The sequence below is a fragment of the Streptomyces sp. ActVer genome (genome assembly GCF_027270795.1).
In the GTDB taxonomy this organism is placed as follows: Bacteria; Actinomycetota; Actinomycetes; order Streptomycetales; family Streptomycetaceae; genus Streptomyces; species Streptomyces umbrinus_A.
On the sequence record NZ_JAPWHT010000005.1, the window covers coordinates 21210 to 44068 of the forward strand.

Below are 22859 nucleotides of genomic sequence, written 5' to 3' on the forward strand. Positions count from 1 at the left end.
GGGTGGCGGCAAGGGTGGCGGCGGGCCTGCCCCTTGCCAGAAGAGGCCCGCCGCGATCAGGGAGGGCAAGGACCGGTAGACCTCCCCGAGCCGCAGAGTACCGTATGCCTTGGATTCATAGGTGAAGTGCAGGCTTTGGCCTATGATTCAAAGGTGCGTGCGGTTTCGGTGTGAACCCGAACCCGCAACCCCGGTGAAAGGGCCACCCCGTGACCATCCCCTACTGCTCCCTCCACCTCGACCAGCCACAGACGATCCCAGCCGACGGCTACCACACCGTCCGCTTCCCCTTCGGCACAGCCGAGTCCTGGGACGAACACCGCATGCACCAAGTCGCCCAACCCATCGGGAAGCCGATCACCGACTGGCGCACCGACGACCGGGCCGGCCTCATCTGGCCCGCCGTCGACGGCCTCGGCATCCTCACCGCAATGGTCCGCTGGGAATCCGGCACCTACCGCCAATACGGCGCCCGCTTCGTCCGCGACCCGCTCAAGCTCACAACCGGCTGGGACGCAACCGCCACCGACGAACGCGCACCCACCCCCGGCACCCAACGAGCCACCTACACGCACCAGATGCTTGTGCACCCCGGCACGCCGATCGCCCTGCAGGTCTACAACGGCGACACCCGAGCCCGACGACTGACCTTCGCCGAGTTCAAACTCTCCATCCACCCCGCCCAGGAGGCCTGACCATGGCCACACCGCCCACCGCATCCAAGTTCGCGCAGATCCTCAGAGCTGAAGGTCTCACCGTCGTCGAGGTCGGCAACTGGGAGACGCGCAACCGCAACTCGAAGGGCCCGTGGGGTCCCGTCTACGGCGTGATGATCCACCACACCGTCACCTCCGGCACCGACGCCTCGGTGAAGATCTGCCGCGACGGCTACTCCGGCCTGCCCGGGCCCCTCTGTCACGGCGTCATCGACAAGCAGGGCGTCGTCCACCTCGTCGGCTACGGCCGCGCCAACCACGCAGGGCTCGGCGACGACGACGTGCTGCGCGCCGTCATGGACGAGAAGACCCTGCCCGCGGACAACGAGGCCACCGTCGACGGCAACCGGCACTTCTACGGCTTCGAGTGCATCAACCTCGGCAACGGCAAGGACCCCTGGCCGGAGGCGCAGCTGCTGGCCATCGAGCGGGTGTCCGCAGCGATCTGCCGCCATCACGGGTGGACGGAGCGCTCCGTCATCGGTCACAAGGAGTGGCAGCCAGGGAAGGTCGACCCGCTGGGCTTCACGATGGACAGCATGCGGGCCCGCATCGACGGCCGCCTCGGGAAGACCGTCACCGCCCCGAAGCCGCTCCCGGTGCCCGTCAAGCCGGTCGTCGACCTGTCGAAGCTCATCGCCGCCGCCCAATCGAACCCGACGGCAGCGGGGGCCCCGGTCACCTATGCCGGGGTGCGCACCGTCGAGGCCGCGCTCGTCGACGCTGGACTGCTGGCCAAGACCTACTCGGACGGCCACTACGGCACCACCACAGTCGACGCCTACGCCAAGTGGCAGCGCTCGGCCGCCGGAGGCGGGTACACCAGCACGGCCGCCGACGGCATCCCCGGACGGGCATCGCTGGAACGCCTCGGCAAGAGGCACGGATTCGCGGTGATCGCGTGACGGGCATCGACTACGACCTGGAGTTCCTGGAGGACGGCCACACCATCGAGCTGATCTCCATTGGCATGGTCTGCGACGACGGCCGCGAGTACTACGCGGTGAACCGGGACATGCCCGTGCGGAAGATCCGCAAGGACAAGTGGCTGATGGAGAACGTCGTTCCGAGCTTGCCGAAGGGGCACGGAGACCAGCGAATCCACATGCCGAAGCGGTGGCTCTTCCACTACGCCGACCATCGCGTGAAGCCCCGAGGTCGAATCGCCAACGAGGTTGCGGACTTCATCCTCAAGGCGGGGCCGGGCGTAGAGCTGTGGGCGAATTACGGGGCCTACGACCACGTCTGCTTGGCCCAACTCTGGGGCCGCATGATCGACCTACCCGAGGGTGTCCCCATGTTCACCCGGGACATCCAGCAGGAGCGGGCACGCCTCGGCCTCGCCTGGGACGACCTGCCCAAGCAGGAGTCCGGCGAACACAACGCTCTCGCCGACGCCCGCCACAATCAGGTCGTGCGGCGCTGGCTCAAGGAGCAGGCAGCGCGGAGTCCGGCGTGATCCTCAACCTGACCCCGCACCCGATCCGGCTGTACGCCGACGACCGCCCCGACGGCATCGACGACCTCGACCCCGGCCTGCTCCGCATCATCAGCCCCGAGCAGACCCCCGCACGCCTCGGCATGGTGCCGCTCACCTCCGAACACCGCGACGGCATCCCCGTCGAACTCGTCGAGTACGGGCACGCCCAAGATCTCCCGCCCCGCATGTACGGCGTCTCCTACATCGTCTCCCTGCCCGTCGCCCTCGGCCTCGCCGCGAAACGCGACGACCTCCTCGTCCCGTACCGCGAAGTCCGCAACTCCACCGGCACCGTCATCGGCTGCCGCCAACTCGCACAACCCGCCTGAAAGGCAACCGTCATGAAGGTATTCGGCCGGGAACCGGTCTACATCCTCGCCACAATCGCCGTGGCCCTGAAGCTGTCCGCCGCCTACGGCTTCAACATCTCCGACGCAGAGCAGGGCGCCCTCATGGCGTTCCTCTCCTTCGTCGTGGCCGTCATCAACGCCTTCGTCCTCAAGACCGGAGCAGCCGGCGCGGCCATCGTGAACCTCGCGCAGGGTGGCATCGCGCTGTTCCTCGCCTTCGGCCTGGAGATGCCTGCCGAGACGCAGGCGCTGTGGATGTTCGTAGTCGAGGCAGTGGTGGCGCTGGTCATCCACAAGGAGGTCACCGCACCGGTTCCGGAGCTGCCGATCGAGACGGCCAGCCCCGTCAAGGCAGCCTGAATGCCGCGCCGTGCCGTCCGGCGACTGGGCCGCCAGCTCGGTCGTCGCGGTGCCATCCTCCTGTCCTACGGAACGGTGTGGGCCCTGTACGGCTATGCGCAAGTCGTGTCTCCGCAACCCGACCAGCGAGGCCTTGAGCCGCTCCTTGAGTTGTGGTCGCTGCACGTGTGGGGCTGGCTGTGGGTGATCACCGGACTCGTAGCGGTCGTGTCGGCATGGCTGCCGCAGGGCTTCGACTGGCCCGGCTTCCTGGCCCTCCCGCTCATCGTGCTGCCGTGGATGGTCTCCTACCTGGCAACGTGGCTGGCAGGCGACTTCCCGAGAGGCTGGGTTGCCGCCGTGGTGTGGGGCGTAATCGCCGTCCCGGTGCTGGTTGTGGCCGGATGGCGTGAGCCGCCCGGCGTGAAGAGAGTGAGTAACGCATGACGGTGGAGACCTGGGTCCAGGCAGGCATGGCCGCGGTGGCGGCAGTCGGCGGCGTCGTGTCGGCGCGCTCGGCCCGTCGCACGAAGCGTCAGGAGCGCCGCGACGACTTCACGGCAGTCACCGAGCAGCAGGGCAAGGCCATCGAGCGCTTGGAGAAGCGTGTCCAGCGGCAGGAAGAGGACGCGGACAAGCAGCGGGAACGCATCACCGACCAGGACGAGGCCATCAGTTGGCTACTCCACCGGGTGCGGTCGCTGGTGACGCACATCAAGAAGGCGAGCCTGGAGCCGCCTGCCGCGGAGCCGATGTCGGAACGGGCCGCCCGCTACATCCGCCACATCGACGTATGAGAACTGGAGTGCGGCATGCCCTTCCCTGACGGCACCCCCACCAAGCTCGTCCGCCTCACCGTCACGAGCCCGGCGGGCGGGGGCGCCGCCTCCGGCACTGTGCGGCTCTCACCGAACGTGCCCGCCATCGTCATCGACGGCACACCCGTTCAGTTCACCGGCGGCGGCACCTACCAGCTCGACGACCAGGGGCGGCTCGCCGTCGGTGAGACCGAGGGCGTCGAACTCCTCGACAACAGCGCGGCCGGATCGAACCCGGCCGGCTGGCTGTGGCACGCCATCATCAACCCCAGCGGCGGCCAGCCCCGCGATTTCTACTTCACCCTCGCTGGCGCGCCCGACGAGGTGGACCTGGCCGAGCTTCAGGAGCTCGACCCGGACACCCCCGACTACGTTGCCGTACCGGGACCGACAGGCCCCGTCGGCCCGCAGGGAGCGACCGGCGCTACGGGCGTCACCGGGCCAGGCGGAGCCGCGGGCGTACAAGGGGAACAAGGCGAAGTCGGGCCGACTGGACCGACGGGGGCTACGGGAGCCCAGGGTCCGAAGGGCGACACCGGAGACACCGGGCCGCAGCCCGCACTCGGAGCGGCAGGAGCCGGCGCCGACATTGCCTTGCGCTCCACCGACCCCACGACCACGAACTCCCGCACGCCGACCGCCCACAAGACGTCCCACGCCACCGGCGGATCCGACGCGATCGCCCCCGCGGACATCGGCGCCGAAACCGCAGGCACCGCGACGTCCGCCATCACCACGCACGCCGGCGCCACGGACCCGCACGGCGACCGCAGTTGGGCGGACACCAAGTTCGCCACCACCGCCAACCTGGGCGTCCTTAATACCGCCGTCACCGACCTCGACGGATTCGTCCAGGACTGCCTGACCCGCGTCACCGCCATCGAACAAGGCACCGCATGGCTGGGCGGCCTCCAGATCGACGGAGACGCGCACGTCGCCAACGGCGACCTCACCGTGTCCGACACCAGCAAGGGCTACCGCTTCCGGCGCGGCGGATCCGCCCTCGACCTGGAGGCCACCGGCGCCGACCTGATCGTCTCCAACTGGTCCGGGACCGGCTTCAACGGAGACCAGAGGGCGTACTTCCGGCTCAGCGCGGACGCGCAGAACGTTCAGGTAGCGGGCCCCGTCGAGATCGTGACGGCCCTGTACGGCGCCACCGTGCACAAACTGGACCCGGCAACCGGAGTGGCCGCGGTCGGCGGCAAGAACGGGCTGACGAGCATCCGGCTCGCCGGGTTCAAGAACAGCGCGGGCGCCCCTGTTGCGGACACGTGGGCGACCGGCGACGTTGTCCTCGACTCTGCGGGCGACTGGCATCTGTGCACTGCGGGCGGGGAGCCGGGCACCTGGACGTAGCGCCGGGCCCGCCTGCCGTGGTCAGCCCGTGATCTGCCCCTCGAACTCGGGGAACTCCAGGTCGAAGTTCTCACTGCTTCGCTGCACGGTGACGACGATCTTCTTGCCGTACTTCGTCTCGAGGACGTTGTCGTCCGTCTTCGTCACCGTGCGGCCCGCTGCGAGACGCCCCTCGAGCGGCTCTGACCCGTTCTCGAAGGATGTGGACGCGGCCTGACCGCCGTTCGTCGTGCCCTCGATGATGAGCGACAGGTCGTCGAGCGGAACCGCCGCCTTGCTGCCGTTCTCCAGCTGCAACTTCACCCGGAAGTCAGTTTCTCCCGGCTCGGCGGACTCGAAGTCCGGGTCGTAGTCGGTGAAAACCTTCGCCTCGACGACGGTGGCCTTCAGGCCGTCGGGCCAGGTGTACGACTCGCCGAACTTCAGGCCCGTCGTCTGACCCTCGGTCCCGTCGCCTCCGGTGCCAGACTCTCCGGAGCAATGCTCCGCCCAATCGGCCTGACTGAGTGACTCGTCGCCGCAGTCGACCTTCCCTTTGGTCTGACTGGGTGTGGTGGCCACGTCGGGCTTGGTGCCGGAGTCTTCCTTGCCGTCGCCGCTACTGCAGGCGGTCAAGGCGGCGATGATCAGGACGGCTGTGACTGTTGCGCGGACGCGCATGAATACCCCCAAGGCTGTGCTCGTCGGGACACCGTAGAGCACATGGGGTGCAACGGTGTTACCGCCGCCGTGCCGCGCGTGGTCCCAGACGCTGAGCGCCCCGCTCCCCTTCGGGAGGGTGGGGCACTTCGTCGTCGTGGGTGGCTGGCGAGACCTAGCGCATAACGTTCCCTCAGGTGCTAATCCGAGGCCGAATGGTCATCTCGGGATGCGCCGGCCCAGGCGCGCCGGCGGTCGGTCCGCGTCAAGCTCTTGGCGAATCGCCGCTTCGAGTCGATCGAAGGCTGCGCCGCCCTGCATGCGTAGCTGCAGTTGGGCTGCGTCCCGGTCGATCTGGTCCAGGCTGTAGGCCATGTGCAAGCGACCGACCACGGCCCCTACTTCGTTGAACAGTTGATTGACCTCGCGGCTGCCGATTGAGGTCCCGCGGGCGCCAAGGCGTGCACGTTCAAGGGGTGGCAGCCGAAGGTCGTCGTAAGGGGCGATGGACTGGGTCTCCCGGGAAGACATGACGTATCGGCACCACTGCTGCTCGGCAAGGGCCTCGACGAGCATGTCGGCATAGAGCATCGAGCGCTGTTCGCGCAGCCAGCGCGCGTGCTCTTGGCGCAGCGCGTACCGGAACGCCAACCACGGCACAGCGATGGCAACGACCGCAGCGAGGATGGCGGCGGCCAGCACGGTCAGGTTCTCGGTGCTCATGCAGAGATCGTAAGTGTGGCGTTCGCTCTCGGAAGAGGTGTCGTCGACGGTTCTTTGGTGCACCAAGTCGAAAGCGCGACTCTCGATAACATGCCATATCGCGGGCGAAAAACCGGTACAATTAACCATGCCTGATGACCCGACAGAAGCACTCGCCGAAGCCGACCCGCAGTCGCATCGCGAGCCCGATCCGGACTGCGAGCGCTGCGAGGGCTCCGGTCTCGACCCGGACGCGTTCTTCGTGAACGAGGAGCGCACCACGTGGACGCACGCCCCGTGCTCCGCGTGCCTGCCCGAAGCCGACGAGGGGCCGCAGCGAGTTGAGCGCGTGAAGCATTCCGGCCCGCATACGAAGTTCTGCGTGCTCTGCCTATCCAGCGAGCACGAGCGCATCGACGAGGAGGCTGACCGTGGCTGACCTGGAACACGCTGAGTACCTGTATGAACTCTGGGACGCGAACTGGGATGACGGCCCATGCGGCAACTACCAGATCCTCCGCCACCAGATCACCAAGAAGACCGCCAAGCGGATCTACTTCACGTACTCCACCGGGGGCCACCGTGATGGCTACGTCGACCGCCAGAAGATCGAAGCCGACGGGGAGATCTACCACGGCTACACGCTCCGCCGACTACATCTGACCGAGCCGGAGATTCCCACCCGTCCGAAGCCGCAGTCGGTCACCGAACTGAAGGCCGCGATGGCCGCCGCACACCCCGACCGGGGCGGCAGCGACGAGGCGTTCATTGTCGCCCGACGGCGGTACGAGCGCGCACGAATGGCGGCGAGTGCATGACCGCGCCTTACGGCCCACTGGAGCCGGAGATGGAGATCGACGTGTGGGACGAGCGGCGTATGCGCGTACCGGGCACGTGGATGATTGAGCCCGGGCAGGTCCCGCCTGAAGAACTTTGCGGCGAGCCGGACACGGGAGTCTCGCACCAGAGGACGGAGACGCAGCGATGAACGCCCCCGACCCGACCAACGTCTACGACGTCGTCGGCGGCATGTTCGAGCAGCTCGCCGCTGCCGCTGCTAGACACCGCACCGAGAAGGAACGGATTCGCAAAGAACGCCGCTCCACACCCGAAGCTCGCCGCCGCCGGTCCGACGCCGCCCATCAAGGCTGGGAGTCCCGTCGAGCACGCGAGAAAGCCGAACGGGACGCCGACGCTCGGAAGGAGCGTCACTACCCGACCGGGCCCACCTGCGACGGCATGGACACGCACCCCGTCGCAGGAGAGATCTTCTGCGCACTCGACCCCGACCACAACGGCGACTGCGACGACATGAACGGACTGACATGGCCCGCCCCATGACCCAGACGGCAGGAGACCGATGAGCGCTGAGGAGTTCATGGCTTCGCTGCCTGGCGATCCCACTTCGACCGGCTACGTGCCGACCGTCGGCGAGCACGTCTTCTGCTATCGGCCGTCCGATGGTCAGACCCGCTGCGGGTTCGTCGACGACAACAAGATGGGCCTGTTCCTGGACACGTGCCATAACGGGCGACGCGTCCTGACTGCCTCACGTTGGAACGTCCAACGCATGACGCCCCTGGCCTCATGCCGAAGGGCGGCTGAACGATGAGCAGTGAGAGCACCGACGCGCTTGTCCCGCGTCAGCCGGACGCCACCCCCGCCGTCTACGACGCTGCGACGCTCGCCGTCCTCCACGCCATGGAAGAGGCAGCCGAGAAGCACCTCGACGCCATCCGCCCCCACAACACGAAACGCGGCTACGCCAACGACTGGGCGCTCTGGGAAGAGTTCCACGGCTGGCTCGGCGAACAGACCGGCCACCCGCTCGCGTCGACCAACGTCACCAAGGGCACCCTCGTCGGCTTCGTCGTCTGGCTGGACACCATCAAGCTAGCCGCGCCCACCTCCATCGACCGACGGATCACCGGAGTCACCGTCACTGCGCGCGGGCTCGGCGTTGAAGTCCCCAAGGCCGCGACCGTCGCCGCCCGGCAGGCGCTCAAGCCGCTGAAGAACGACCCCGAGCGCATGGCGCGAGGTCGAGGCAAGGCCGCTGCCGTCACTCCCGAGCAGCTGCGGCAGATGAACGCCGCAGTCGCCGACGGACTCGCCGGACTCCGCGACCGCGCCCTCTGGCTCATGGCCTTCGGTATCGCCGGACGCTCCGCCGAAGTCGCCGAACTCCGCGCCGAGACCATCGTCCACGTCAGCCAAGGGCTCGAAGTCCACGTCCCCGCCGTCAAAGGGCGCCCGCCCCGAGACGTCGTCGTCAGCTACGGCAAGAACGTCGACACCTGCCCCGTCCGCGCGTGGCTCACCTGGCGCGCCGCCGCAGGCATCACCAACGGGCCCGCCTTCCTGCCCATCACCGTCTGGGGCCAGCTCGGCGACCACGCACTCTCCCCGGAAGCCGTCCGCGAGATCATCGCCCGCAACGCCGAACGCGCCGGGGTCGCCGTCCGACTCACCGGCCACTCGATGCGAGCCGGGTTCATCACCACCAGCCGCCGGGCAGGCAAGCGCGAGGAGAAGATCCGAGCCCAATCAGGGCACGCCGACAACAGCCCCGCCTTCTGGGGGTACATCCGCGAAGCCGACAAGTGGACCGATGCCGCCAGCGAGGACATCGGGCTGTGATGAGTTTTCGCCGCCCTGCTCTGCCATCCTGGAGATAGCCGCCCGGCGCCAACCGGGCAGCGGGAGACGCGTCTTGACCTGGGCGCTCTAGAGAGCCCGCCCCCGATATCACCGGGGGTGGGCTCTCGCACGTCACGCCTGAGACAGTTCGCTCGTCTGGGGTTAGTTCCGGCCGACGCCTTCCGTGGTGGCCGGTTTGTGGTGCAGGGTGCTTGGTACGGGTCCCGCCAGTAGCTGCGAGCTCGGCGGGGCCCGCCGCTCCTCCCGGCTCCCCACGGGAGGCCAAGCGGCCGGACTCACCCGTCGAGCACCCCGAGCGCCGTATCGGCCCGGCAGTGCGTGCACGCGTCGACCCCTTGCGCGAGCGCATACCGGGCCTGCTCCCGCGTCACTCCCCGGCTGCGCTTGCCGGCCATGTGGCAGCCGCCGACGTGGACGTACACGGGCACACCGCCGTTGAGCCCTTGCTCGATCAGCCAGTCGGGCGGGGGCGGCTTCCGCTGCTGGCCGCGCTCGACTTCCACCTGCCGCTGCTCTTCGACCGCGATCCATTGCCGGGTGCGCCGGAGGTCGCGTTCCTGGACGCGTTCGAGGAAGCGCAGCATGTCGAGTCGAGTGGCGGGCTGGTCGTTCACGTGTTCGATTCTATGGCTTAGGATCTCCACCAGCACATCGGGGATCCGGGAGGCGGCATGGACGACGTACAGCTGCTGGCGTTCCTCGGCGTCGACCCTGCCGACCTGAAGCCGGCGCCACCGCCCCGGCCGCGCCCGCCGGAGCTGTGGGACCGCATCGGGCTCGACCCAGTGCAGTGTTCGGCGTGCGGCAACCCGGCGTGGACGACGCGCATCATCACCGTCCCGGGGCTGGGCTACCGCTGGCTGGACCAGTGCCGCGACCACGCCATGGCCGTCATCGCAGCCCGTCCGAAACGCCCGCCGGTGCCGATGTCGGAGACCCTGTCGGTGCTGCAGGCGGCGGCCGAGGAGTCCGGGCTGCGCATGCGGGTCATCGCCAGCGGTCGGGCAGACTGAGCCTGTGGACGATCAGCGGTTTCACCTCACGCTCCACTCCGGTACCCGGCCGGTGATGCACGGCTGGTGGGCGAAGCAGGCGACGGCGGAGGACATGCTGCCCGTCTGGGTGGGGAGCTGGGGCGACCTGCCCGGCGCCCGGGTCACCCTCGTCGACGAGGAGACCGGCGAGACGTTGACGACCCGGCCCGACGAGACGTAGCGCTCTGCCATCCTGGCGGGCATGGATCGCCCCGCATTCGACCCGGCCCTGCATGACGGAGTGGCTCGCGCGCAGGGCTTCATCCCTGCTGCGGCAGATGGCTTGACGCATTTCCTGGGCAGTCGCGAGGGCTCCCGTGGCCGCGAGGCTGCCGCAGAGTGCGGCTCCAGTGAGGGCACGCGGCTGTCGGCGAACTGGTCGCTGGTCGACTGTCTGGAATGCCGCGGCGGCGAAACGCCAGTGACCGCCGAGTTCGTCGAGGGCGAGTACCGCCTGTCGACGCGCCCCCGCGTTGTCGGTGGCGGCTCGTAGACTGAGGTCAACACACTGACTAGCCAGTCGGGTTGTTGCTGCTGAGGCCCCGCCGGAGTGATGCCCGCGCGGGGCCTGCTGCTGTCAGCCCGTCTCGCCGTGCCGCACGATCCGCTTCAGCCGCTCCTCGACGGCGAGCCGCGCCTCTCCGCTGGCCTCCGCGAACGCGACGACGCCCTGATGTACGGCTGCTGCGGTCTTCACGGTGAGTCGTCCGGCCCGGATTTCCTCCCAGGCGGTCGTCTCCAGCGCGATCAGGGTGTCGGGGATGTCGATGGTCACCGGGGGATCTTACGTCGCTCGTCCGGGAGCACTCGCCACCCCTTGATTGTAGCGTGTGCTACATGTAGCGTTCGATGCATGATGAGCGATGGACGGGCCGCCTCCGAGAAGGAGCTGACCGACTTCCGGGCGACCATGGACGGCCGCGACGACATGGTCCGCCGAGCCCGCGCCGCCGGGATCAGTAAGCACCGAATCCACGTCCTGACCGGCATCGCCCGCACCACCATCGACCGCATCCTGAAGGAGGAGACCTGACATGGCGAAGGTCCTGAAGATCGGCGTCGCAATGGGCGGCCTCAGCGACGAGGACATCGTCCCGCTCCCCGACGGCTGGGACACGATGAGCGAGAAGGAGCGGGAGGCGTGGGCCGACGACGTTCTCGACGTCCACGTCTCCAACAACGTCAACGCCTGGTGGAACGTGGAGGACGAATGAGTCAGCGACCCCGCAAGCCGTGGCGCGTGATCCTCACCCAGAACGGAACCCAACTCGCCGAGGTCGAGCACACCAGTGAGGCCAAGGCGTTCGCGCACGTGCGGGCGGCTCTCCAAGCTGGTTCGGACACCGCGAGGGTCATGCAGTGGGAGGGCGGCCGATGGTGGCACTTCGAGACCGTCACCGCCGACGAGATCCCCAACGCCTGACCGCGAGCAACACGACGCCCCGCCTGAAGCAAGCAGGCGGGGCGTCGCCGTGTCACCGTACCCTCACCCGTAGGGGCGTCCCGTGCATGACTGGCCAGGGTGCGGGGTCGCTACACTCCATGTAGGCGTATCGCCGCAGGAGCTCCCACATAGGGGCGACGCGCAGGGGAAGGGATGACCAGCCCCGGCCCACGGGCCGCAGTGCTGGCGGGCTCCGCAAGCCTCAAGAGCGGCCCCTGTCGCCCCGCTCACAGATAGCCGAAGCCCCGCCGCCGTGCGGGGCTTCGGCGCGTCATGCCGCCTCGACGACTTCGGCCCGGACGGCTTCCACCCACTCGTCCCGCAACTGCTCGTACCGCACCCGGGTCGGCCCCCACAGCCACGTCCCCGTCTCCGCCATAAGCGCGCGAATCTCCTCATTCACCACGGCAGCAGGCCGTAGGGAACCAGGAGTTGGGGGTGGGGGGATCATGCGGCAAGTCTATGGCGAGCCTCTGACAGCGGTCAGCCCTCTACGGGTGTCCGCTTGCCGGGGTCAACGACGTACAGGCCCATGCCCTGAACGGACTCGACGAGGCCCTCATCCTTCAACACCTTGGTCGCCTTGCGGAGGGTGTCGCGGGCGACGTTGTACTCCTGCTCCATCTCGACGGTGGAGGGAATGCGGCGACCTGGGGGAATCGTGCCGTCCTCGATCTTCCGCCGAAGGTCGGCGACGATCTGCAGGTACGGAGGAACGGGCCCTTCCCGGTCGATGATCACGTTCGGACGCTAGCCCGGCACCCGTGACCTGCCATAGCTACCCCCGGGGGTGGTATGGGGTAGTAAGGTCCAATGGCGTAACGAAGAACCCCCGCGACCGCTGCACCGCGGCCCGGGGGCGTGGCCGACACAGCTACCGGAGCGTCGACATGGCAGATCGTAGAGACCCCGAGCCCGAGCCCGTAACCCGCCCGCCGGTCATAGCCTCCGTCGCCAAGCTCAGCCCGCTCCAGCAGGCCTACAGCCGCTACGTCACCCACGCCAACGGATGCGAGCACTGCCGCGACGTCGACCGCGGCCGATGCGGGGAATCCGAACGACTGTGGCGCGCCTACCGGACCCACGAGGAACACGCCGCCCGTGGCATAGCCGAACGCTGACACCCCGTCACCACCCGGAGTCGTGCGGTCGGATTGTCGGGTAACCGGCAGGAACGTTTGGCCAACGCCTGACCTGCGGTTAGACATTCACGCGGGGTGCAAAAGTTGCACACAGATATATGCACTCGGCACCTTCCCTGGGCTACTGGGTGTGCTATTGACTGTGATTCAGTCGCGCGCCCTAGCCCCCGCCGTGCGGCTGCTCACTGTGGAGGAGGTCCGAAACATGCACTCTCAGCGCGTGCGCAATGAGCAGCAGATCCGAGAACTGCGGGTCCCGTTGGGCGTTCTCGTAGCGCTGGATGCTGCGGCGTTCCATGCCGGCGAGGTTGGCCAGCTGCTCCTGTGAGAGTTCCGCTTGTCGTCGCAGGTCCGCGATTCGGTGGCCGAGGAGTCTTCGGCGGTCGATGACCCAGTCGGGTCGGGGAGTGCGGCGGCGGGACACCCGTCAAACGCTGTTGCCCAGATGATCTTGTGTCAGTACCCAAATGGTCGCCAGTCGATCAAGATTGGTCCGAGCCTCGCGGCGCTATGGCATATGCCGCAGGGCTCGCTGTAGTGTCCTAGATTCGAACGCATGTTCACTCGATCGAGTGAACCACCAGCTCAAGGCGCTATTCGTTGCACAGGGTGGGAACCAGGGCCACACCCCCACACCTCAACCCCGCACCGGCCGCAGGAGACGACACATGGAACGCCAGCAGATCCTCGACCTTTACCGCTGGAGCGAAGGCGTCTGCTTCCGGCACCCGGGAAAGGGTGAGGTGCCTACGGCGGTCGTCGGCGTAGTTCATCCCTGCGGGGACGGCGAGAAGGAAGTCCGCGCCTGCGCCGACTGCGTCATCACCATGGAAGACATAAGGCGCGAGGAGGCCGCCCGGTCGGGGGGCGAGTACGAGCCGGGGCACCTCGGCGACGTGCTGAGGTAGTGGAGACGGGCTGGTGACGGCCCGTCTCCGCGACATTTTCTGGGGAGGATCTGGGGAGAGAGGGCTCATGGGGAGCGGCCGGGGAGATTCAATTGGAACGTGTCGTCTCGCCTCGTCACTTCTCGTCACCGCTCGTCATGCCAGTTCAGAGGGTTGCAGCCATCCCGACGGACGATTCCGGAGCCCGCACGGGCATCGCCTGGCAGAACACCGCCTACAACCAGCCGCCCCACCCGAGCTTCTTCATCGGCAACGGCATGCCTACGGCCCCCAGGCCGACGGTCTACACCCCGTGAACCGGGAGAACACCTGCGTCTGAGGGGAGGGCAAGAGCGGCTGCGTGCGTCCTGCGCAGCCGCAGCCGCAGCACCGCGACCTTCGCTCAGCGTGCGGCAGCGGCAGCGGCAGCGGCAGTGGCAGTGGCAGCGGACCTTGGAGCGGCTGTCGAGGCTCGGGCGTCGGCGCGGAGCATGGACGCACCGGCCGGGGTGAGGGTATGCAGAACGTTCCCGCCGTGTCGGCTGCTGATCAGCAGACCCGCGCCGCGCAGCACCCCGGCGTGTTTGCTGACGGAGGACGGGGAGATCCCCGCCGCGCGGGCGATCTCTCCGGTGGTGGCCCCCGCTCCCGACGCCGCGACGCGCAGTACGGTCGCCCGGGTGCGCCCGAGCAGTGCGGTCAGCGGGGTGGCGAGAGTCGCCGCGGCCGGTTCGTGCAGCAAGGGGTAGAACAGCACGGGCGGTAGCTGGGGGTCGGCCAGGCTGACAGGGTTGTCCCAGCAGAAGTAGGACGGTACGAGCCGTATGCCCCGGCCGCCGAGATGAAGGTCCCGGTCTGCCGCGTAGCGGACGTGGAGGACCGGCGGCTCCCAGCGCATGGTGGGCCCGAGCCCGGCCAGCATCCTCTGGACACCCCCATCGAGCAGGTGGCGGCAGGACGACGACCGCTTGGCCTCCAGATGGGCATGGATCCGGTCGGCGAACGGGCGCACGGCGACGTCGTGGTAGGCGCGGATCGTGGCCACGAGGTCGCGGCGCTCCTGCGTGCCGGTCAGCCGTCTCACCCACGCCGGTGCTCCGACTGTCTGGTCCAACAGGGCCAGTTCGTGGCTCACTCGGCCGGCCGGTGTGGACATGATGGCGTCGAGTCCGGCGTCCAGCCCCTGGCTGGCACAGTTCGGCCGGCTGGGTGTCAGGAAGTCAGGGAAGTACCGGGCTCTGGGAAACAGCGGCAGAAGCACCTCGCGCACGGTGCGATCGAGTTGCCGCTCACGTAGTCGGGTGTGGGTGGTCCGGTACCACTCGGCGTACGCCCAACGGCCCGCGCGGGTCTGGAAGCGGTGCAGGCTCGCGGCCACCTCCCAGAGTTCGTCAGGTGCCGTGGCCATCCGGGTTGTCGCCAGGTCGGCGTCCGTGAAGTGAATTCGGAGCATGCCGTTCCCCCCTGCAGCCACGGCTTTTTCCTCCTGGCGACACAGCATGGCCAGGTGGGACGGGTGCTGGCAATAGTGAAGGAGACCTACTCGAACAGTTAGGGGGAATGATGAGGCGTATATTGGCCATGATCGCAGGAGTGGTACTCCTGCTGGGTGGCATGGCCGGTACCTCGGCGGCCAGTTCGGCGAACAGTTCCGGGAGCCAGAATTCGGTATCCGGTGCGGTGGCACTCAAATCGGTGAAGATTGCCGCGGCGCCGGCCGGATGCGGTGGTGGAAACTTCTGCTTCTGGCCGAATGCCAACTACTCGCCGTCGGGAAATCCGGGCGAACTTTCCGGTCGAAACGCCGACTGGTCCGTCTTCGGCCGCGGCGACTGTCCCAACGACAACTGGGACAACTGCGCGTCCTCGGACTACAACAACGGAAACAGCTGCGAAGCCATCGTCTGGACCGGGAAGTCCTACTCGGGCTCCGCGGGCATGGTCCTGCGCGGTTCGGGCGGAAACTTCAACTCCACGTTCAACAACGCTGTCTCCTCGAACAGTTGGGGAACCGCTTCCGGCGGTACGAGCTCGGCGTGCGGCGGCCCTGTGCCGTAACAGGCGCTCAAGGAACCCAGCCGTTCCAAGGTGTCCGCGGGCAACCGTCCGCGGACACCGCGCCTCTTGCTCAGCCTTCCCACCCAACGACCGAGAGGGTCCGGGCACCATGCGACTTGCCCCGCTCGCCTGCGCCGTGGCGGGCGTTCTCGCGCTGACCGCCTGCGGGACATCCACCACCGACAGTGATGTGAACAGCGCTGAACTCACCAGCGCCGAACTCGACCTCCTCACCCGTTCCGGGACCTTCACCCGGACCACCGTCGATCTCGCGAACGCGGAATCGGAGCTCATATCGGCCTGCATGGCATCGAGGGGATTCCGCTACCGCGCCGATGCGGCGGACCCGACGTCCGAATCCGATGAGGAACGCTCCCTGAACATGAAGGAGCGACGCAGCAGGGGCTATGGCCTCGCCTCTCAGTACGCCTCCGAAAAGGAATCGGCCGGCGCCGCGACCAACGACGCTTATCTGGCCGGTCTGTCGAAGAAGAAGGCCGACGCGTACATGAAGGCTCTCCGGGGCGGCGCCACGGACTTTCGTGAGATGAGGTTCGGGGGCGGTCGGAACATCACCTTCTCGGCACGTGGCTGCGAGGCGGAAAGCCGTACGTCTCTTTACGGAAGCCTCGACGACTGGGTGTCCATCTCCTACTTTCCGCAGAATCTCAACAGCGAGCTCAGTTCCCGCGTGGAGAAGTCCCCGAAGTACCGCAGCGCCATGAACGACTGGCGGACATGCATGCGCGGAGAGGGATACTCCTACGCGTCCCCCGACACGGCCTACGAGCAGCTCAAGGGCGTCTACCGCGCGAAGGGCGCCACCACCGCCCTGCGTGAACGGGAGATCGCCGTCGCCGTGGCGGACGGCGACTGCGGCGCCGAACTCCACATCCCCGCCACCGTCCTGACCCTGCGACGTTCCTACGCCCAGTCGCTGCCCACCAGTGACAAGCTCCAGCTGCGACGACTCACGGCCATCTGGAAGGCGGCCGCCGACAGGGTCCGGTGACCCCAGGAGGGCTCTGCCGCCTTCCAGTTGTCCCACCCGGTGCGTCAGTTCACCGTGCAGGACTGGTCGCCGAGCTTGAATGCCGTCGGTTTCCCGTTCGTCCCCGACCAGTTCCCCGTGAAGCCGAAGCTCACCGACGAACCGGGCGCGACATTCGCGTTCCAGCCCAGGTTCTTCATCGTGACCGCTGCTCCGGACTGGGTGTGTTCGGTGTTCCATGCCTGCGTGATGGTCTGGCCGTTGGGGAAGGACCAGCCGAGTGCCCAGCCGTTCCAGGTGGTTGAGCCGGTGTTGTTGAGTTGGACGTCCGCCTGGAAGCCGCCCGACCACTGGTTCGTGATCTTGTAGGTCACCGCGCAGGCGCCGGTCGGTGTCGGGTCCGTGCCGCCGCCCCCGCCTCCGCCGTCCGCGTCCGAGGAGTCGCCGTAGATGACGCCCCGGCCGTTCGTCGACACGTACACGCGCCCGTAGACGCGCGGATCACCGGTGATGGCCGCGCCCGTCCAACCCCACTGGTGTGCGTCGTCGTTGATGCGGGTCCAGGTCGTGCCCTTGTCCGTGGAGCGGAAGATGCCGCGTACGCCGCCGATCTTCGCGCTCGTGTAGAGGGTCTGATAGGAAGCGCCGGCCGCCGCCTTGCCGAAGCCGATCGTGTCGGCCTGCTCGACGCCCGACAGCCTGGTGAAGGTCGCGCCGCCGTCCGTGGAGTGCCACAGCCCGTACGCGCCGTCGCTCGCGCCGCCCGCCAGCCACACGTCACCCTTCATACCCGGCAGCGCCTTGAACCGTACGCTGTCGCCGCTCGGCAGCCCGGTCGCGGACGATGCCGTGAAGGAGACGCCGCCGTCCGAACTGACGTAGAACCTGCCGGACTTGAAGCCGTAGAAGGTCTTCGGGTCGACCCGGTCCGACTCGACGATCGCGCCGGCCGGGATGCCGGTCGACGCCGACCACGAGGTGCCGAAGCCCGTCGCGTAGTGGACGCCCGCGCCCTCCGGACTCCACACGAAACGGCTGCCGTCGGACGCTGCCGCGACCGTGCCGCCGCCGCTCACGCCCGAAGGGTCGGTCCCCGCGAACCAGTTGGCGCCGTTGTCCGTCGAGAACGCCACATGCGGACCCGAGTCGAGATTGCCGGCCCGCACCACCGTGCCCGGGCTGGACTCCGCGAAGTCGAGGCTCGTCGTCGTGGTGAAGTTCGGCGAGGTGAACATCATCGAGGGGACCTTGGTGAGGTCCGTGTGCCGGAAGCCGCCGATGTCGCCCAGCGCGCTGAGCAGTTGGGCCCCGCCGGACGGGGGAGCGGCCAGGTCGTTCACGGCCGTCTCCTCCAGGCCCTGGACCATCGGCTTGATGGTGAACTGGCCGCCGCTGTCCCACTGGCCCAGGTTCTCGGTGCCGTAGACCGTCGCGCCCGTCCCGTACATCATCCGGGCCGAGTTGAACGGATCGATCTCCAACGCCTCGGTCATCCAGCCGAGTTTGGGCGCCTGCTCGGGCGGCGACGGATTGGCGCCCCAGCTCAGCCACGGCGAGGACGAGACGTCCATCGTGTAGCGGTTCGAGCGGTTGGGGTACGAGGTGTAGTCCCAGGCCTTTGTCCAGGTGCCGCCGCTGTCCGTGGAACGGAAGATCTGTGTGTCGGGCCACCAGGAGCTGTACGCCGTCGCCATGACCGTTCCCGGCTTCTGCCGGTCGACCGTCAGCCCGCTGAAGCCGTAGTAGGTGTCGGCCTCCGCGACCGGGCTGATGTTGGTCCAGGTGCCGGTAGCCGTCGCGTACCGCCACAGCTGCCCCTTGCCGCCGTCGTAGGGGCCGCCCTTGTCGCTGTAGGCCAGGTAGAGGTAGCCGTTCGCCGCGTCCAGGACCCCCTTGTGGGCCAGGTATCCCGTGGGCTGTCCGGCGAGACGGGACCAGGTCGCGCCCGCGTCGGTGGAGCGGTAGACGGCGTTGTCCTTGTCGGCGACACCGACGTAGATGGTCCCGGTGGCGTTCGTGCCCGTGCCGGTCGACTCGTCGAAGGTCACCCAGGCGATGCCCTGGTTGTCGGAGGCGTACCCGCTCGTGTCGGTCGGATCCTGCACGTAGTTGCCGACGTTGGGGAAGTTCGTCACCTGCGACCAGGAGGCGCCCGAGTCCGTGGACCGCCACAGCCCCTTGCCGCTCGGGGCGCCCAGATACAGCACACTGTTCTTGTGGGGGTCGACAGCGAGCCGTTCGCCCATGCCGCGCCCGGGCATGTTGCCGCCCAGCTTGAACGGCAGATCGGCCTTCTGCCAGGTCGCGCCCCGGTCGGAGGACCTGAGCACGGCCCCGTTCCCGGGGTCCCAGCTGTTCGTGTACGTCCCGACGGCCGCGTACACCTTGCTCGGAGCCACCGCGTCCGAGGCCAGGCTCACGACGCCGGTGTGGCCCCAGCGGTCCCAGCCCACCGAGTCGAGCAGCGGGGTCCAGCTCTTCGACGACTCCTGCCAGCGGTAGGCGCCGCCGATGTCGGTCCGGGCGTACGCGAGGTTCTTCTCGGACCGGTTGAAGACGATGCCGGGGACGAACCCGCCGCCGTCGATGCGCGCGTTCTTCCAGGTGTACGTGTCGGCGGCGATGGACGCCGAAGGCACGGCCTTCTCGACGGGCTGCGCGGCGAGCGCGGGCGGCACACCCGCAAGCAGCCCGGCCGCCAGCCCGAGCACGGCGGTGAGGACGGGGGTTCTTCGCACGGTGACCCTCTCCTTGCGTGGGGGGACTTGCGTGGGGGGACGAAGACGCGAAAGGCGCGAGTGGAACGGACGGCCCCCGGTGGGGTGGGGGACCGTCCGGCCCGGCGCACGCGAAGGTCTGGGCGCCCCGCGCCCCTCAGGGGCGCGGGGAACTGCGTGACCAGCCACATCAGGCCCGCAGCCTTCGTACCGCCCATCCCGCGGAGCGCCACGCGGAGCGGCAACGGGGCTATTCGAGGAGCTCCGCGTACGAGCCCATCGCGAGAGCAATATCCGCCTGGGCCCAGAACCGGTGATACGTGAACGAGGGCGCGGCCCCGCCCGCCAGATACGCCTCGATCTTCGACCAGGCCGGATCGTCCTCGTAGAACGAGCGGATCGAGTCGAAGGTCGACGACGAGTTGATCGTGTCGCCGTTCGGCATCTTTCCGGTCCAGCCACTCGGGACGTACACGCCGTCGTCGAAGCGGTTGTAGTCGGCGCGGGTCTCCGGGACCGCGATGCCCAGCGCGTCCTGGTTGTTCTTCCACATGCCGTCGAGCAGTGCCTTGGCCGTGGTTCCGGCCTCCGTGTCACCGGAGCGGTCGGCGTAGTACGTCAGGGTCTTGGCGTACGCGGCCGCCACGCCGACGTCGTCCGTGTAGTCGGCGACGGTGACGTGAAGTCCCGTGTTCCCACCGGGGCTTGACGCGTTCCAGGTGTCGGGCTTGCCCGACCACTGGAGAGTGTTGGGGATGCGGAAGGAGCCGTCGGGGTTGACCGTGGTCTTGGACAGCGCCCAGTCGACCCACTTGTCGAGGACGACCTTGGCGTCCGCGTCACCCGTCTGCTGGTAGTACTCGGCGACCCGCTCCATCGACCACGCCTGGAAGCCGAACCACTGGTTGGACGGCGGGTCGTGATAGACGGGCTGCTCGTCGTAGAACATGCCGTAGAAGGTCGGCGTACCGGAAGGTGGCGTCGCGTAGCGCCCCTGCCAGCTGTTGGTCGCGCCGCCCGCGATGGCCCCCTCACTGGACTGCAGCCAGCGGTAGAACTCCAGCTGCCGGCCGAGGGACTTGGCCCAATCCGCCTGCCCTGTCGCCGACTTGGGCTTCAGATCGGCGTACGAGCTGAGCGCGTACGCGGCGAGCGGGTTCTGGTAGCCACTGTGGGTGTGGCTGGAGCCGATGCGCCAGGCCCAGCCCGCCGAGGCGTCGGTGGCGCCGCCCCACGCGTAGTACCAGTTCAGGAGGTAGTGCGAGGCGTCCTTGCCGGTGCCGGCCGGGCAGGTCGACGGTCCCACGCAGTTGCCGATTTTCTTGAAGTACTTGTCGTACATGGAGTAGCGCAGATAGTCGCCCATCTTCGCCGCCTTGCCGACGGTCGCCGTGACGGCGGAGCCGTTGCCCTGCTGCTTGGCCCAGATGTCGGCCCAGTACGCGGCCTGCACGGCACGCGCGTCGGCGTCGGGGGCGTTGGTGAACTTCCACTGCTTGGCGTACGAGGCATCCTTGGTGAACAGGTCCAAGTACCCGTTCGTACCGCCGTACTTGAAGGCGTCGCACGTCGGCTGCGGCACGGTCTCCCACACCGACTCCTGCGATCCGCGCTGGAAGGTGTTGATGTACGAGGGACCGGTGTCCGTCGGACCCGCCTCGCACTTGCCGGGCGAATTGCCGTACCCGTAGACGTTGTCGACGTCCTGCAGCCAGTGCATGCCGTAGATGTCGTCCGTGCCGTACGCGCTCTTCAGCTCGGCGGCGATCGGGTCCGGGCCGACCGAGACACCGGTGTCGAGCTGCGCCGGATACTCGTTCGGGGTGTCGTGCTCGGGCGCGTAGGTCGCGGGCTTCGAGGCGTTGTAGAACGAGTTCGTCGGCTGGTCGGCCTTCGTGGGGATCATGAACTTCTCCATGATCTCCCAGGCTCCGTTGAACCTGGACCAGTCGCCCGTCACCTTGCCGTACATGGCCTGGAGCCACAGCAGATAGCTGTACGCCTCCGACGTCGTCTCATGGCCCTGGTCGGGCGCCTCGACGATCAGCGTCTCCACCGAGTGGTACGGGATGCCCTCGGGGGAGAAGTAGCCGTTCGCCGGGTTGGTGATCTTCCCGTAGAGCTGCAGGAAGCGGGCGTCGTACTCCTTCGACGCGGCGAGCTGCGTGACGGTGACCGCGCCCTTCGCGTGCCCGGTGGCCGTCGACTCGAAGGTCGCCGAACCGGTGCCCGAGGCGGCGGCCGTGACGGTCACCTTCTGGGCGGTGTTCCAGTTCGACGGCGTGAAGGTGAGCGACGCCCCGCCGGTGACGGACAGGCCCGTGTTGCCGCTCGCCCGAGCGGTCGCCACGGTCACGTTCGCCGACGGCTGGGTCGAGAGCTTCACGTCGTACGTGCCCGTCCTGCCCTGCTGGACGCCGAGTTGGGCCGGCGAGACCACCACGGCGGGACCCGAGGCGACCGTGATGCCGACCGGTGTGGACTCCGCCGACGCGCCCAGGCTGTCGTACGCCTTCGCGAGCAGCGAATGACTGCCCACGGTCAAGCCGGAGGCCGAAAGTGAGTAGGGCGAGCTCGTGTCGGTGCCCAGCAGCGTCGTGTTGTCGTAGAACTCGACCTTGCTGATCGTCGCGTTGTCCGCGGCCGCGGCGGTCGCGGCGAGCGGGACCGCGGTGCCCTGGGAGTACACGGCGCCCGCGGTGGGACTGGTCAGCACGGTGATCGGCGGCTGGTGGGCGCCGGTGCAGGCCGTGCCGTTGATCGCGAAGGACGTGGGCGCGGCGTTGGTGCCGCTGTACGTGAACTGGGCGCCGGTCGTCGCCGCGGCACCCACCGCGATCGTCCCGTTCCAGGACGCGTTCCTCGCGGTGACCGTCCTGCCGGACTGTGACCACGTACCGCTCCAGCCGTTGCTGAGCTGCTGGTTGCCCGCGTAGTCGTACGTCAGGGCCCAGCCGCTGATCGCCTCGGTGCCGCGGTTGGTGAGGGTGAGCTCGGCGGTGAAGCCGGAGCCCCAGTCGTTCGTCTTGTAGTCGACGCTGCACTGGACGGCCGCCGCCTGAGCGGGGGTTGCGCCGGTCGCCAGTGTGGTCAACGGAAGGGCGAGGGCCGCCACCACGGCGGTCCACATCCGCCGCGCGGGGCGGCGTCTGCGTCTGGGTGCCATGTTCTGGTTCCTCTCCATGCGGCTCGGAGATGGGAGGGAGGGGCAACAAGCCTTGAACCAGTGGGAGCGCTCCCATAGTGGGGATGAGGGTCGAAGGGGTCAAGGTGCTTGAAGAGTCGAAATGATTCGATAGATCAAGAGTGCAACTCCTCTGTCCTTTACCAACACTTGGCGCTACCTTCTTCGGCACCAGTGGGAGCGGTTCCATCAGTCGACACGTCCGTCACGACGTGTCAGAGCTGCAAGGAGTCGCTCATGCGACACCCCCCGCGTTCATCTCCTTTAGTGGCCGGCGCCGCGGATCTCTGTCATGGACACCGCATACACGTAGGTCGCTGCACGGCTTCGGGAGTCGC

32 protein-coding genes and 1 pseudogene are annotated in these 22859 nt (G+C 68.1%); 24 read left to right on the forward strand and 9 right to left on the reverse strand.

Features of this window, described 5'->3' with window-relative positions; all coding sequences use genetic code 11:
* Positions 1–209: 209 nt before the first annotated feature.
* The 8 genes from O3Q52_RS01720 to O3Q52_RS01755 are packed head-to-tail and all read left to right on the forward strand — an operon-like array spanning position 210 to position 5062.
* Positions 210–695, forward strand: a complete 486-nt coding sequence (locus O3Q52_RS01720) for a hypothetical protein (RefSeq protein ID WP_269646979.1) — start codon at positions 210–212, stop codon at positions 693–695.
* A gap of 2 nt (positions 696–697) precedes the next feature.
* The gene (locus tag O3Q52_RS01725; RefSeq protein ID WP_269646980.1) at positions 698–1621 is read left to right on the forward strand and encodes an N-acetylmuramoyl-L-alanine amidase; all 924 of its coding nucleotides are present in this window, start codon (positions 698–700) and stop codon (positions 1619–1621) included.
* Positions 1618–2175 (forward strand): 3'-5' exoribonuclease, encoded by a 558-nt coding sequence (locus O3Q52_RS01730; protein ID WP_269646981.1) that lies wholly within the window; start codon positions 1618–1620, stop codon positions 2173–2175. Before O3Q52_RS01725 ends, O3Q52_RS01730 begins: the two co-directional genes overlap by 4 nt.
* Entirely contained in the window at positions 2172–2525 is a 354-nt protein-coding gene (locus O3Q52_RS01735) for a hypothetical protein (RefSeq protein WP_269646982.1), read from the forward strand. The genes O3Q52_RS01730 and O3Q52_RS01735 overlap by 4 nt, the downstream gene beginning before the upstream one ends.
* Before the next feature lie 12 nt (positions 2526–2537).
* Entirely contained in the window at positions 2538–2906 is a 369-nt protein-coding gene (locus O3Q52_RS01740; RefSeq protein ID WP_269646983.1) for a hypothetical protein, read from the forward strand.
* On the forward strand, positions 2907–3332 hold the full coding sequence (locus O3Q52_RS01745; protein WP_269646984.1) for a hypothetical protein: 426 nt from the start codon (positions 2907–2909) through the stop codon (positions 3330–3332).
* Positions 3329–3682 (forward strand): hypothetical protein, encoded by a 354-nt coding sequence (locus O3Q52_RS01750; protein WP_269646985.1) that lies wholly within the window; start codon positions 3329–3331, stop codon positions 3680–3682. The genes O3Q52_RS01745 and O3Q52_RS01750 overlap by 4 nt, the downstream gene beginning before the upstream one ends.
* Positions 3683–3697: 15 nt before the next feature.
* Positions 3698–5062 (forward strand): hypothetical protein, encoded by a 1365-nt coding sequence (locus tag O3Q52_RS01755; RefSeq protein ID WP_269646986.1) that lies wholly within the window; start codon positions 3698–3700, stop codon positions 5060–5062.
* A 21-nt stretch (positions 5063–5083) separates the two neighbouring features.
* Here O3Q52_RS01755 and O3Q52_RS01760 read toward each other — a convergent pair whose 3' ends face one another.
* Positions 5084–5677 carry a hypothetical protein gene (locus O3Q52_RS01760; protein WP_269646987.1) on the reverse strand — a complete coding sequence of 198 codons (594 nt, stop codon included), beginning with the start codon at positions 5675–5677 and terminating at the stop codon, positions 5084–5086.
* A 243-nt stretch (positions 5678–5920) separates the two neighbouring features.
* Positions 5921–6424 (reverse strand): hypothetical protein, encoded by a 504-nt coding sequence (locus tag O3Q52_RS01765; RefSeq protein WP_269646988.1) that lies wholly within the window; start codon positions 6422–6424, stop codon positions 5921–5923.
* A 13-nt stretch (positions 6425–6437) separates the two neighbouring features.
* On the opposite strand from O3Q52_RS01765, the gene O3Q52_RS01770 reads away from it, so the two are divergent.
* The 5 genes from O3Q52_RS01770 (at position 6438) to O3Q52_RS01790 (ending at position 9043) form a co-directional block, all read left to right on the forward strand.
* The gene (locus O3Q52_RS01770) at positions 6438–6842 is read left to right on the forward strand and encodes a hypothetical protein (protein ID WP_269646989.1); all 405 of its coding nucleotides are present in this window, start codon (positions 6438–6440) and stop codon (positions 6840–6842) included.
* A complete protein-coding gene (locus tag O3Q52_RS01775; RefSeq protein WP_269646990.1) occupies positions 6835–7221 on the forward strand; it encodes a hypothetical protein in 387 nt (128 codons plus the stop codon). Before O3Q52_RS01770 ends, O3Q52_RS01775 begins: the two co-directional genes overlap by 8 nt.
* Before the next feature lie 166 nt (positions 7222–7387).
* A complete protein-coding gene (locus tag O3Q52_RS01780) occupies positions 7388–7744 on the forward strand; it encodes a hypothetical protein (RefSeq protein ID WP_269646991.1) in 357 nt (118 codons plus the stop codon).
* A 19-nt stretch (positions 7745–7763) separates the two neighbouring features.
* Complete coding sequence (locus O3Q52_RS01785; protein WP_269646992.1) at positions 7764–8015, forward strand: hypothetical protein; 252 nt, start codon at positions 7764–7766, stop codon at positions 8013–8015.
* The gene (locus O3Q52_RS01790; RefSeq protein ID WP_269646993.1) at positions 8012–9043 is read left to right on the forward strand and encodes a tyrosine-type recombinase/integrase; all 1032 of its coding nucleotides are present in this window, start codon (positions 8012–8014) and stop codon (positions 9041–9043) included. Before O3Q52_RS01785 ends, O3Q52_RS01790 begins: the two co-directional genes overlap by 4 nt.
* A gap of 296 nt (positions 9044–9339) precedes the next feature.
* Here the strand turns inward: O3Q52_RS01790 and O3Q52_RS01795 are convergent, their stop codons facing one another.
* Positions 9340–9678, reverse strand: coding sequence for a DUF6233 domain-containing protein (locus O3Q52_RS01795; protein WP_269646994.1), 339 nt, complete (start codon positions 9676–9678; stop codon positions 9340–9342).
* 57 nt (positions 9679–9735) lie between these two features.
* Here O3Q52_RS01795 and O3Q52_RS01800 point away from each other — a divergent pair, with 57 nt between their 5' ends.
* From O3Q52_RS01800 to O3Q52_RS01810, 3 genes are read left to right on the forward strand one after another with little or no spacing between them, the layout of a single operon-like run.
* Positions 9736–10077, forward strand: coding sequence for a hypothetical protein (locus tag O3Q52_RS01800; protein WP_269646995.1), 342 nt, complete (start codon positions 9736–9738; stop codon positions 10075–10077).
* 4 nt (positions 10078–10081) lie between these two features.
* Positions 10082–10279 carry a hypothetical protein gene (locus O3Q52_RS01805; protein ID WP_269646996.1) on the forward strand — a complete coding sequence of 66 codons (198 nt, stop codon included), beginning with the start codon at positions 10082–10084 and terminating at the stop codon, positions 10277–10279.
* 21 nt (positions 10280–10300) lie between these two features.
* Complete coding sequence (locus tag O3Q52_RS01810) at positions 10301–10591, forward strand: hypothetical protein (RefSeq protein WP_269646997.1); 291 nt, start codon at positions 10301–10303, stop codon at positions 10589–10591.
* A gap of 84 nt (positions 10592–10675) precedes the next feature.
* On the opposite strand, the gene O3Q52_RS01815 is transcribed toward O3Q52_RS01810, so the two are convergent.
* On the reverse strand, positions 10676–10873 hold the full coding sequence (locus O3Q52_RS01815) for a hypothetical protein (protein ID WP_269646998.1): 198 nt from the start codon (positions 10871–10873) through the stop codon (positions 10676–10678).
* Between the two features lie 78 nt (positions 10874–10951).
* On the opposite strand from O3Q52_RS01815, the gene O3Q52_RS01820 reads away from it, so the two are divergent.
* Genes O3Q52_RS01820 through O3Q52_RS01830 form a run of 3 tightly spaced genes read left to right on the forward strand, consistent with a single transcriptional unit; the run spans position 10952 to position 11521 of the window.
* Positions 10952–11131, forward strand: a complete 180-nt coding sequence (locus O3Q52_RS01820; protein ID WP_269646999.1) for a DUF6003 family protein — start codon at positions 10952–10954, stop codon at positions 11129–11131.
* A gap of 1 nt (position 11132) precedes the next feature.
* On the forward strand, positions 11133–11312 hold the full coding sequence (locus O3Q52_RS01825) for a hypothetical protein (RefSeq protein WP_269647000.1): 180 nt from the start codon (positions 11133–11135) through the stop codon (positions 11310–11312).
* On the forward strand, positions 11309–11521 hold the full coding sequence (locus O3Q52_RS01830) for a hypothetical protein (RefSeq protein ID WP_269647001.1): 213 nt from the start codon (positions 11309–11311) through the stop codon (positions 11519–11521). The genes O3Q52_RS01825 and O3Q52_RS01830 overlap by 4 nt, the downstream gene beginning before the upstream one ends.
* A gap of 504 nt (positions 11522–12025) precedes the next feature.
* Here O3Q52_RS01830 and O3Q52_RS01840 read toward each other — a convergent pair.
* The gene (locus O3Q52_RS01840) at positions 12026–12283 is read right to left on the reverse strand and encodes a GntR family transcriptional regulator (protein WP_269647003.1); all 258 of its coding nucleotides are present in this window, start codon (positions 12281–12283) and stop codon (positions 12026–12028) included.
* 149 nt (positions 12284–12432) lie between these two features.
* On the opposite strand from O3Q52_RS01840, the gene O3Q52_RS01845 reads away from it, so the two are divergent.
* Positions 12433–12663 (forward strand): hypothetical protein, encoded by a 231-nt coding sequence (locus tag O3Q52_RS01845; RefSeq protein ID WP_269647004.1) that lies wholly within the window; start codon positions 12433–12435, stop codon positions 12661–12663.
* Between the two features lie 181 nt (positions 12664–12844).
* Here O3Q52_RS01845 and O3Q52_RS01850 read toward each other — a convergent pair whose 3' ends face one another.
* Positions 12845–13108: a helix-turn-helix transcriptional regulator gene (locus O3Q52_RS01850; RefSeq protein ID WP_269647005.1), complete on the reverse strand. Its 264-nt coding sequence runs from the start codon at positions 13106–13108 to the stop codon at positions 12845–12847.
* A 244-nt stretch (positions 13109–13352) separates the two neighbouring features.
* Between O3Q52_RS01850 and O3Q52_RS01855 the strand changes: the two genes are divergently transcribed.
* Complete coding sequence (locus O3Q52_RS01855) at positions 13353–13592, forward strand: hypothetical protein (RefSeq protein ID WP_269647007.1); 240 nt, start codon at positions 13353–13355, stop codon at positions 13590–13592.
* Between the two features lie 173 nt (positions 13593–13765).
* Positions 13766–13888, forward strand: a pseudogene (locus O3Q52_RS01860) (hypothetical protein); the annotation flags it as partial.
* An 86-nt stretch (positions 13889–13974) separates the two neighbouring features.
* Here the strand turns inward: O3Q52_RS01860 and O3Q52_RS01865 are convergent.
* Positions 13975–15024: a helix-turn-helix transcriptional regulator gene (locus O3Q52_RS01865; RefSeq protein WP_269647008.1), complete on the reverse strand. Its 1050-nt coding sequence runs from the start codon at positions 15022–15024 to the stop codon at positions 13975–13977.
* Between the two features lie 128 nt (positions 15025–15152).
* On the opposite strand from O3Q52_RS01865, the gene O3Q52_RS01870 reads away from it, so the two are divergent.
* Positions 15153–15629 carry a peptidase inhibitor family I36 protein gene (locus O3Q52_RS01870; protein ID WP_266753202.1) on the forward strand — a complete coding sequence of 159 codons (477 nt, stop codon included), beginning with the start codon at positions 15153–15155 and terminating at the stop codon, positions 15627–15629.
* A 109-nt stretch (positions 15630–15738) separates the two neighbouring features.
* Positions 15739–16641 (forward strand): hypothetical protein, encoded by a 903-nt coding sequence (locus O3Q52_RS01875; protein WP_269647009.1) that lies wholly within the window; start codon positions 15739–15741, stop codon positions 16639–16641.
* Positions 16642–16685: 44 nt separating this feature from the next.
* On the opposite strand, the gene O3Q52_RS01880 is transcribed toward O3Q52_RS01875, so the two are convergent.
* Together O3Q52_RS01880 and O3Q52_RS01885 are read right to left on the reverse strand one after the other, a co-directional pair.
* Positions 16686–19358 (reverse strand): cellulose binding domain-containing protein, encoded by a 2673-nt coding sequence (locus tag O3Q52_RS01880; protein WP_269647010.1) that lies wholly within the window; start codon positions 19356–19358, stop codon positions 16686–16688.
* Positions 19359–19587: 229 nt separating this feature from the next.
* Positions 19588–22503 carry a glycoside hydrolase family 48 protein gene (locus O3Q52_RS01885; RefSeq protein ID WP_269647011.1) on the reverse strand — a complete coding sequence of 972 codons (2916 nt, stop codon included), beginning with the start codon at positions 22501–22503 and terminating at the stop codon, positions 19588–19590.
* Positions 22504–22859: the final 356 nt, after the last annotated feature.

Excerpts from the sequence above, each read along its gene's own strand:
- O3Q52_RS01725 (WP_269646980.1), top strand. The coding sequence starts at position 698 with ATGGCCACACCGCCCACCGCATCCAAGTTCGCGCAGATCCTCAGAGCT.
- O3Q52_RS01740 (WP_269646983.1), top strand. The coding sequence starts at position 2,538 with ATGAAGGTATTCGGCCGGGAACCGGTCTACATCCTCGCCACAATCGCC.
- O3Q52_RS01745 (WP_269646984.1), top strand. The coding sequence starts at position 2,907 with ATGCCGCGCCGTGCCGTCCGGCGACTGGGCCGCCAGCTCGGTCGTCGC.
- O3Q52_RS01750 (WP_269646985.1), top strand. The coding sequence starts at position 3,329 with ATGACGGTGGAGACCTGGGTCCAGGCAGGCATGGCCGCGGTGGCGGCA.
- O3Q52_RS01755 (WP_269646986.1), top strand. The coding sequence starts at position 3,698 with ATGCCCTTCCCTGACGGCACCCCCACCAAGCTCGTCCGCCTCACCGTC.
- O3Q52_RS01765 (WP_269646988.1), bottom strand. The coding sequence starts at position 6,424 with ATGAGCACCGAGAACCTGACCGTGCTGGCCGCCGCCATCCTCGCTGCG.
- O3Q52_RS01780 (WP_269646991.1), top strand. The coding sequence starts at position 7,388 with ATGAACGCCCCCGACCCGACCAACGTCTACGACGTCGTCGGCGGCATG.
- O3Q52_RS01785 (WP_269646992.1), top strand. The coding sequence starts at position 7,764 with ATGAGCGCTGAGGAGTTCATGGCTTCGCTGCCTGGCGATCCCACTTCG.
- O3Q52_RS01790 (WP_269646993.1), top strand. The coding sequence starts at position 8,012 with ATGAGCAGTGAGAGCACCGACGCGCTTGTCCCGCGTCAGCCGGACGCC.
- O3Q52_RS01800 (WP_269646995.1), top strand. The coding sequence starts at position 9,736 with ATGGACGACGTACAGCTGCTGGCGTTCCTCGGCGTCGACCCTGCCGAC.
- O3Q52_RS01810 (WP_269646997.1), top strand. The coding sequence starts at position 10,301 with ATGGATCGCCCCGCATTCGACCCGGCCCTGCATGACGGAGTGGCTCGC.
- O3Q52_RS01820 (WP_269646999.1), top strand. The coding sequence starts at position 10,952 with ATGATGAGCGATGGACGGGCCGCCTCCGAGAAGGAGCTGACCGACTTC.
- O3Q52_RS01825 (WP_269647000.1), top strand. The coding sequence starts at position 11,133 with ATGGCGAAGGTCCTGAAGATCGGCGTCGCAATGGGCGGCCTCAGCGAC.
- O3Q52_RS01830 (WP_269647001.1), top strand. The coding sequence starts at position 11,309 with ATGAGTCAGCGACCCCGCAAGCCGTGGCGCGTGATCCTCACCCAGAAC.
- O3Q52_RS01845 (WP_269647004.1), top strand. The coding sequence starts at position 12,433 with ATGGCAGATCGTAGAGACCCCGAGCCCGAGCCCGTAACCCGCCCGCCG.
- O3Q52_RS01855 (WP_269647007.1), top strand. The coding sequence starts at position 13,353 with ATGGAACGCCAGCAGATCCTCGACCTTTACCGCTGGAGCGAAGGCGTC.
- O3Q52_RS01865 (WP_269647008.1), bottom strand. The coding sequence starts at position 15,024 with ATGCTCCGAATTCACTTCACGGACGCCGACCTGGCGACAACCCGGATG.
- O3Q52_RS01870 (WP_266753202.1), top strand. The coding sequence starts at position 15,153 with ATGATCGCAGGAGTGGTACTCCTGCTGGGTGGCATGGCCGGTACCTCG.
- O3Q52_RS01875 (WP_269647009.1), top strand. The coding sequence starts at position 15,739 with ATGCGACTTGCCCCGCTCGCCTGCGCCGTGGCGGGCGTTCTCGCGCTG.
- O3Q52_RS01885 (WP_269647011.1), bottom strand. The coding sequence starts at position 22,503 with ATGGCACCCAGACGCAGACGCCGCCCCGCGCGGCGGATGTGGACCGCC.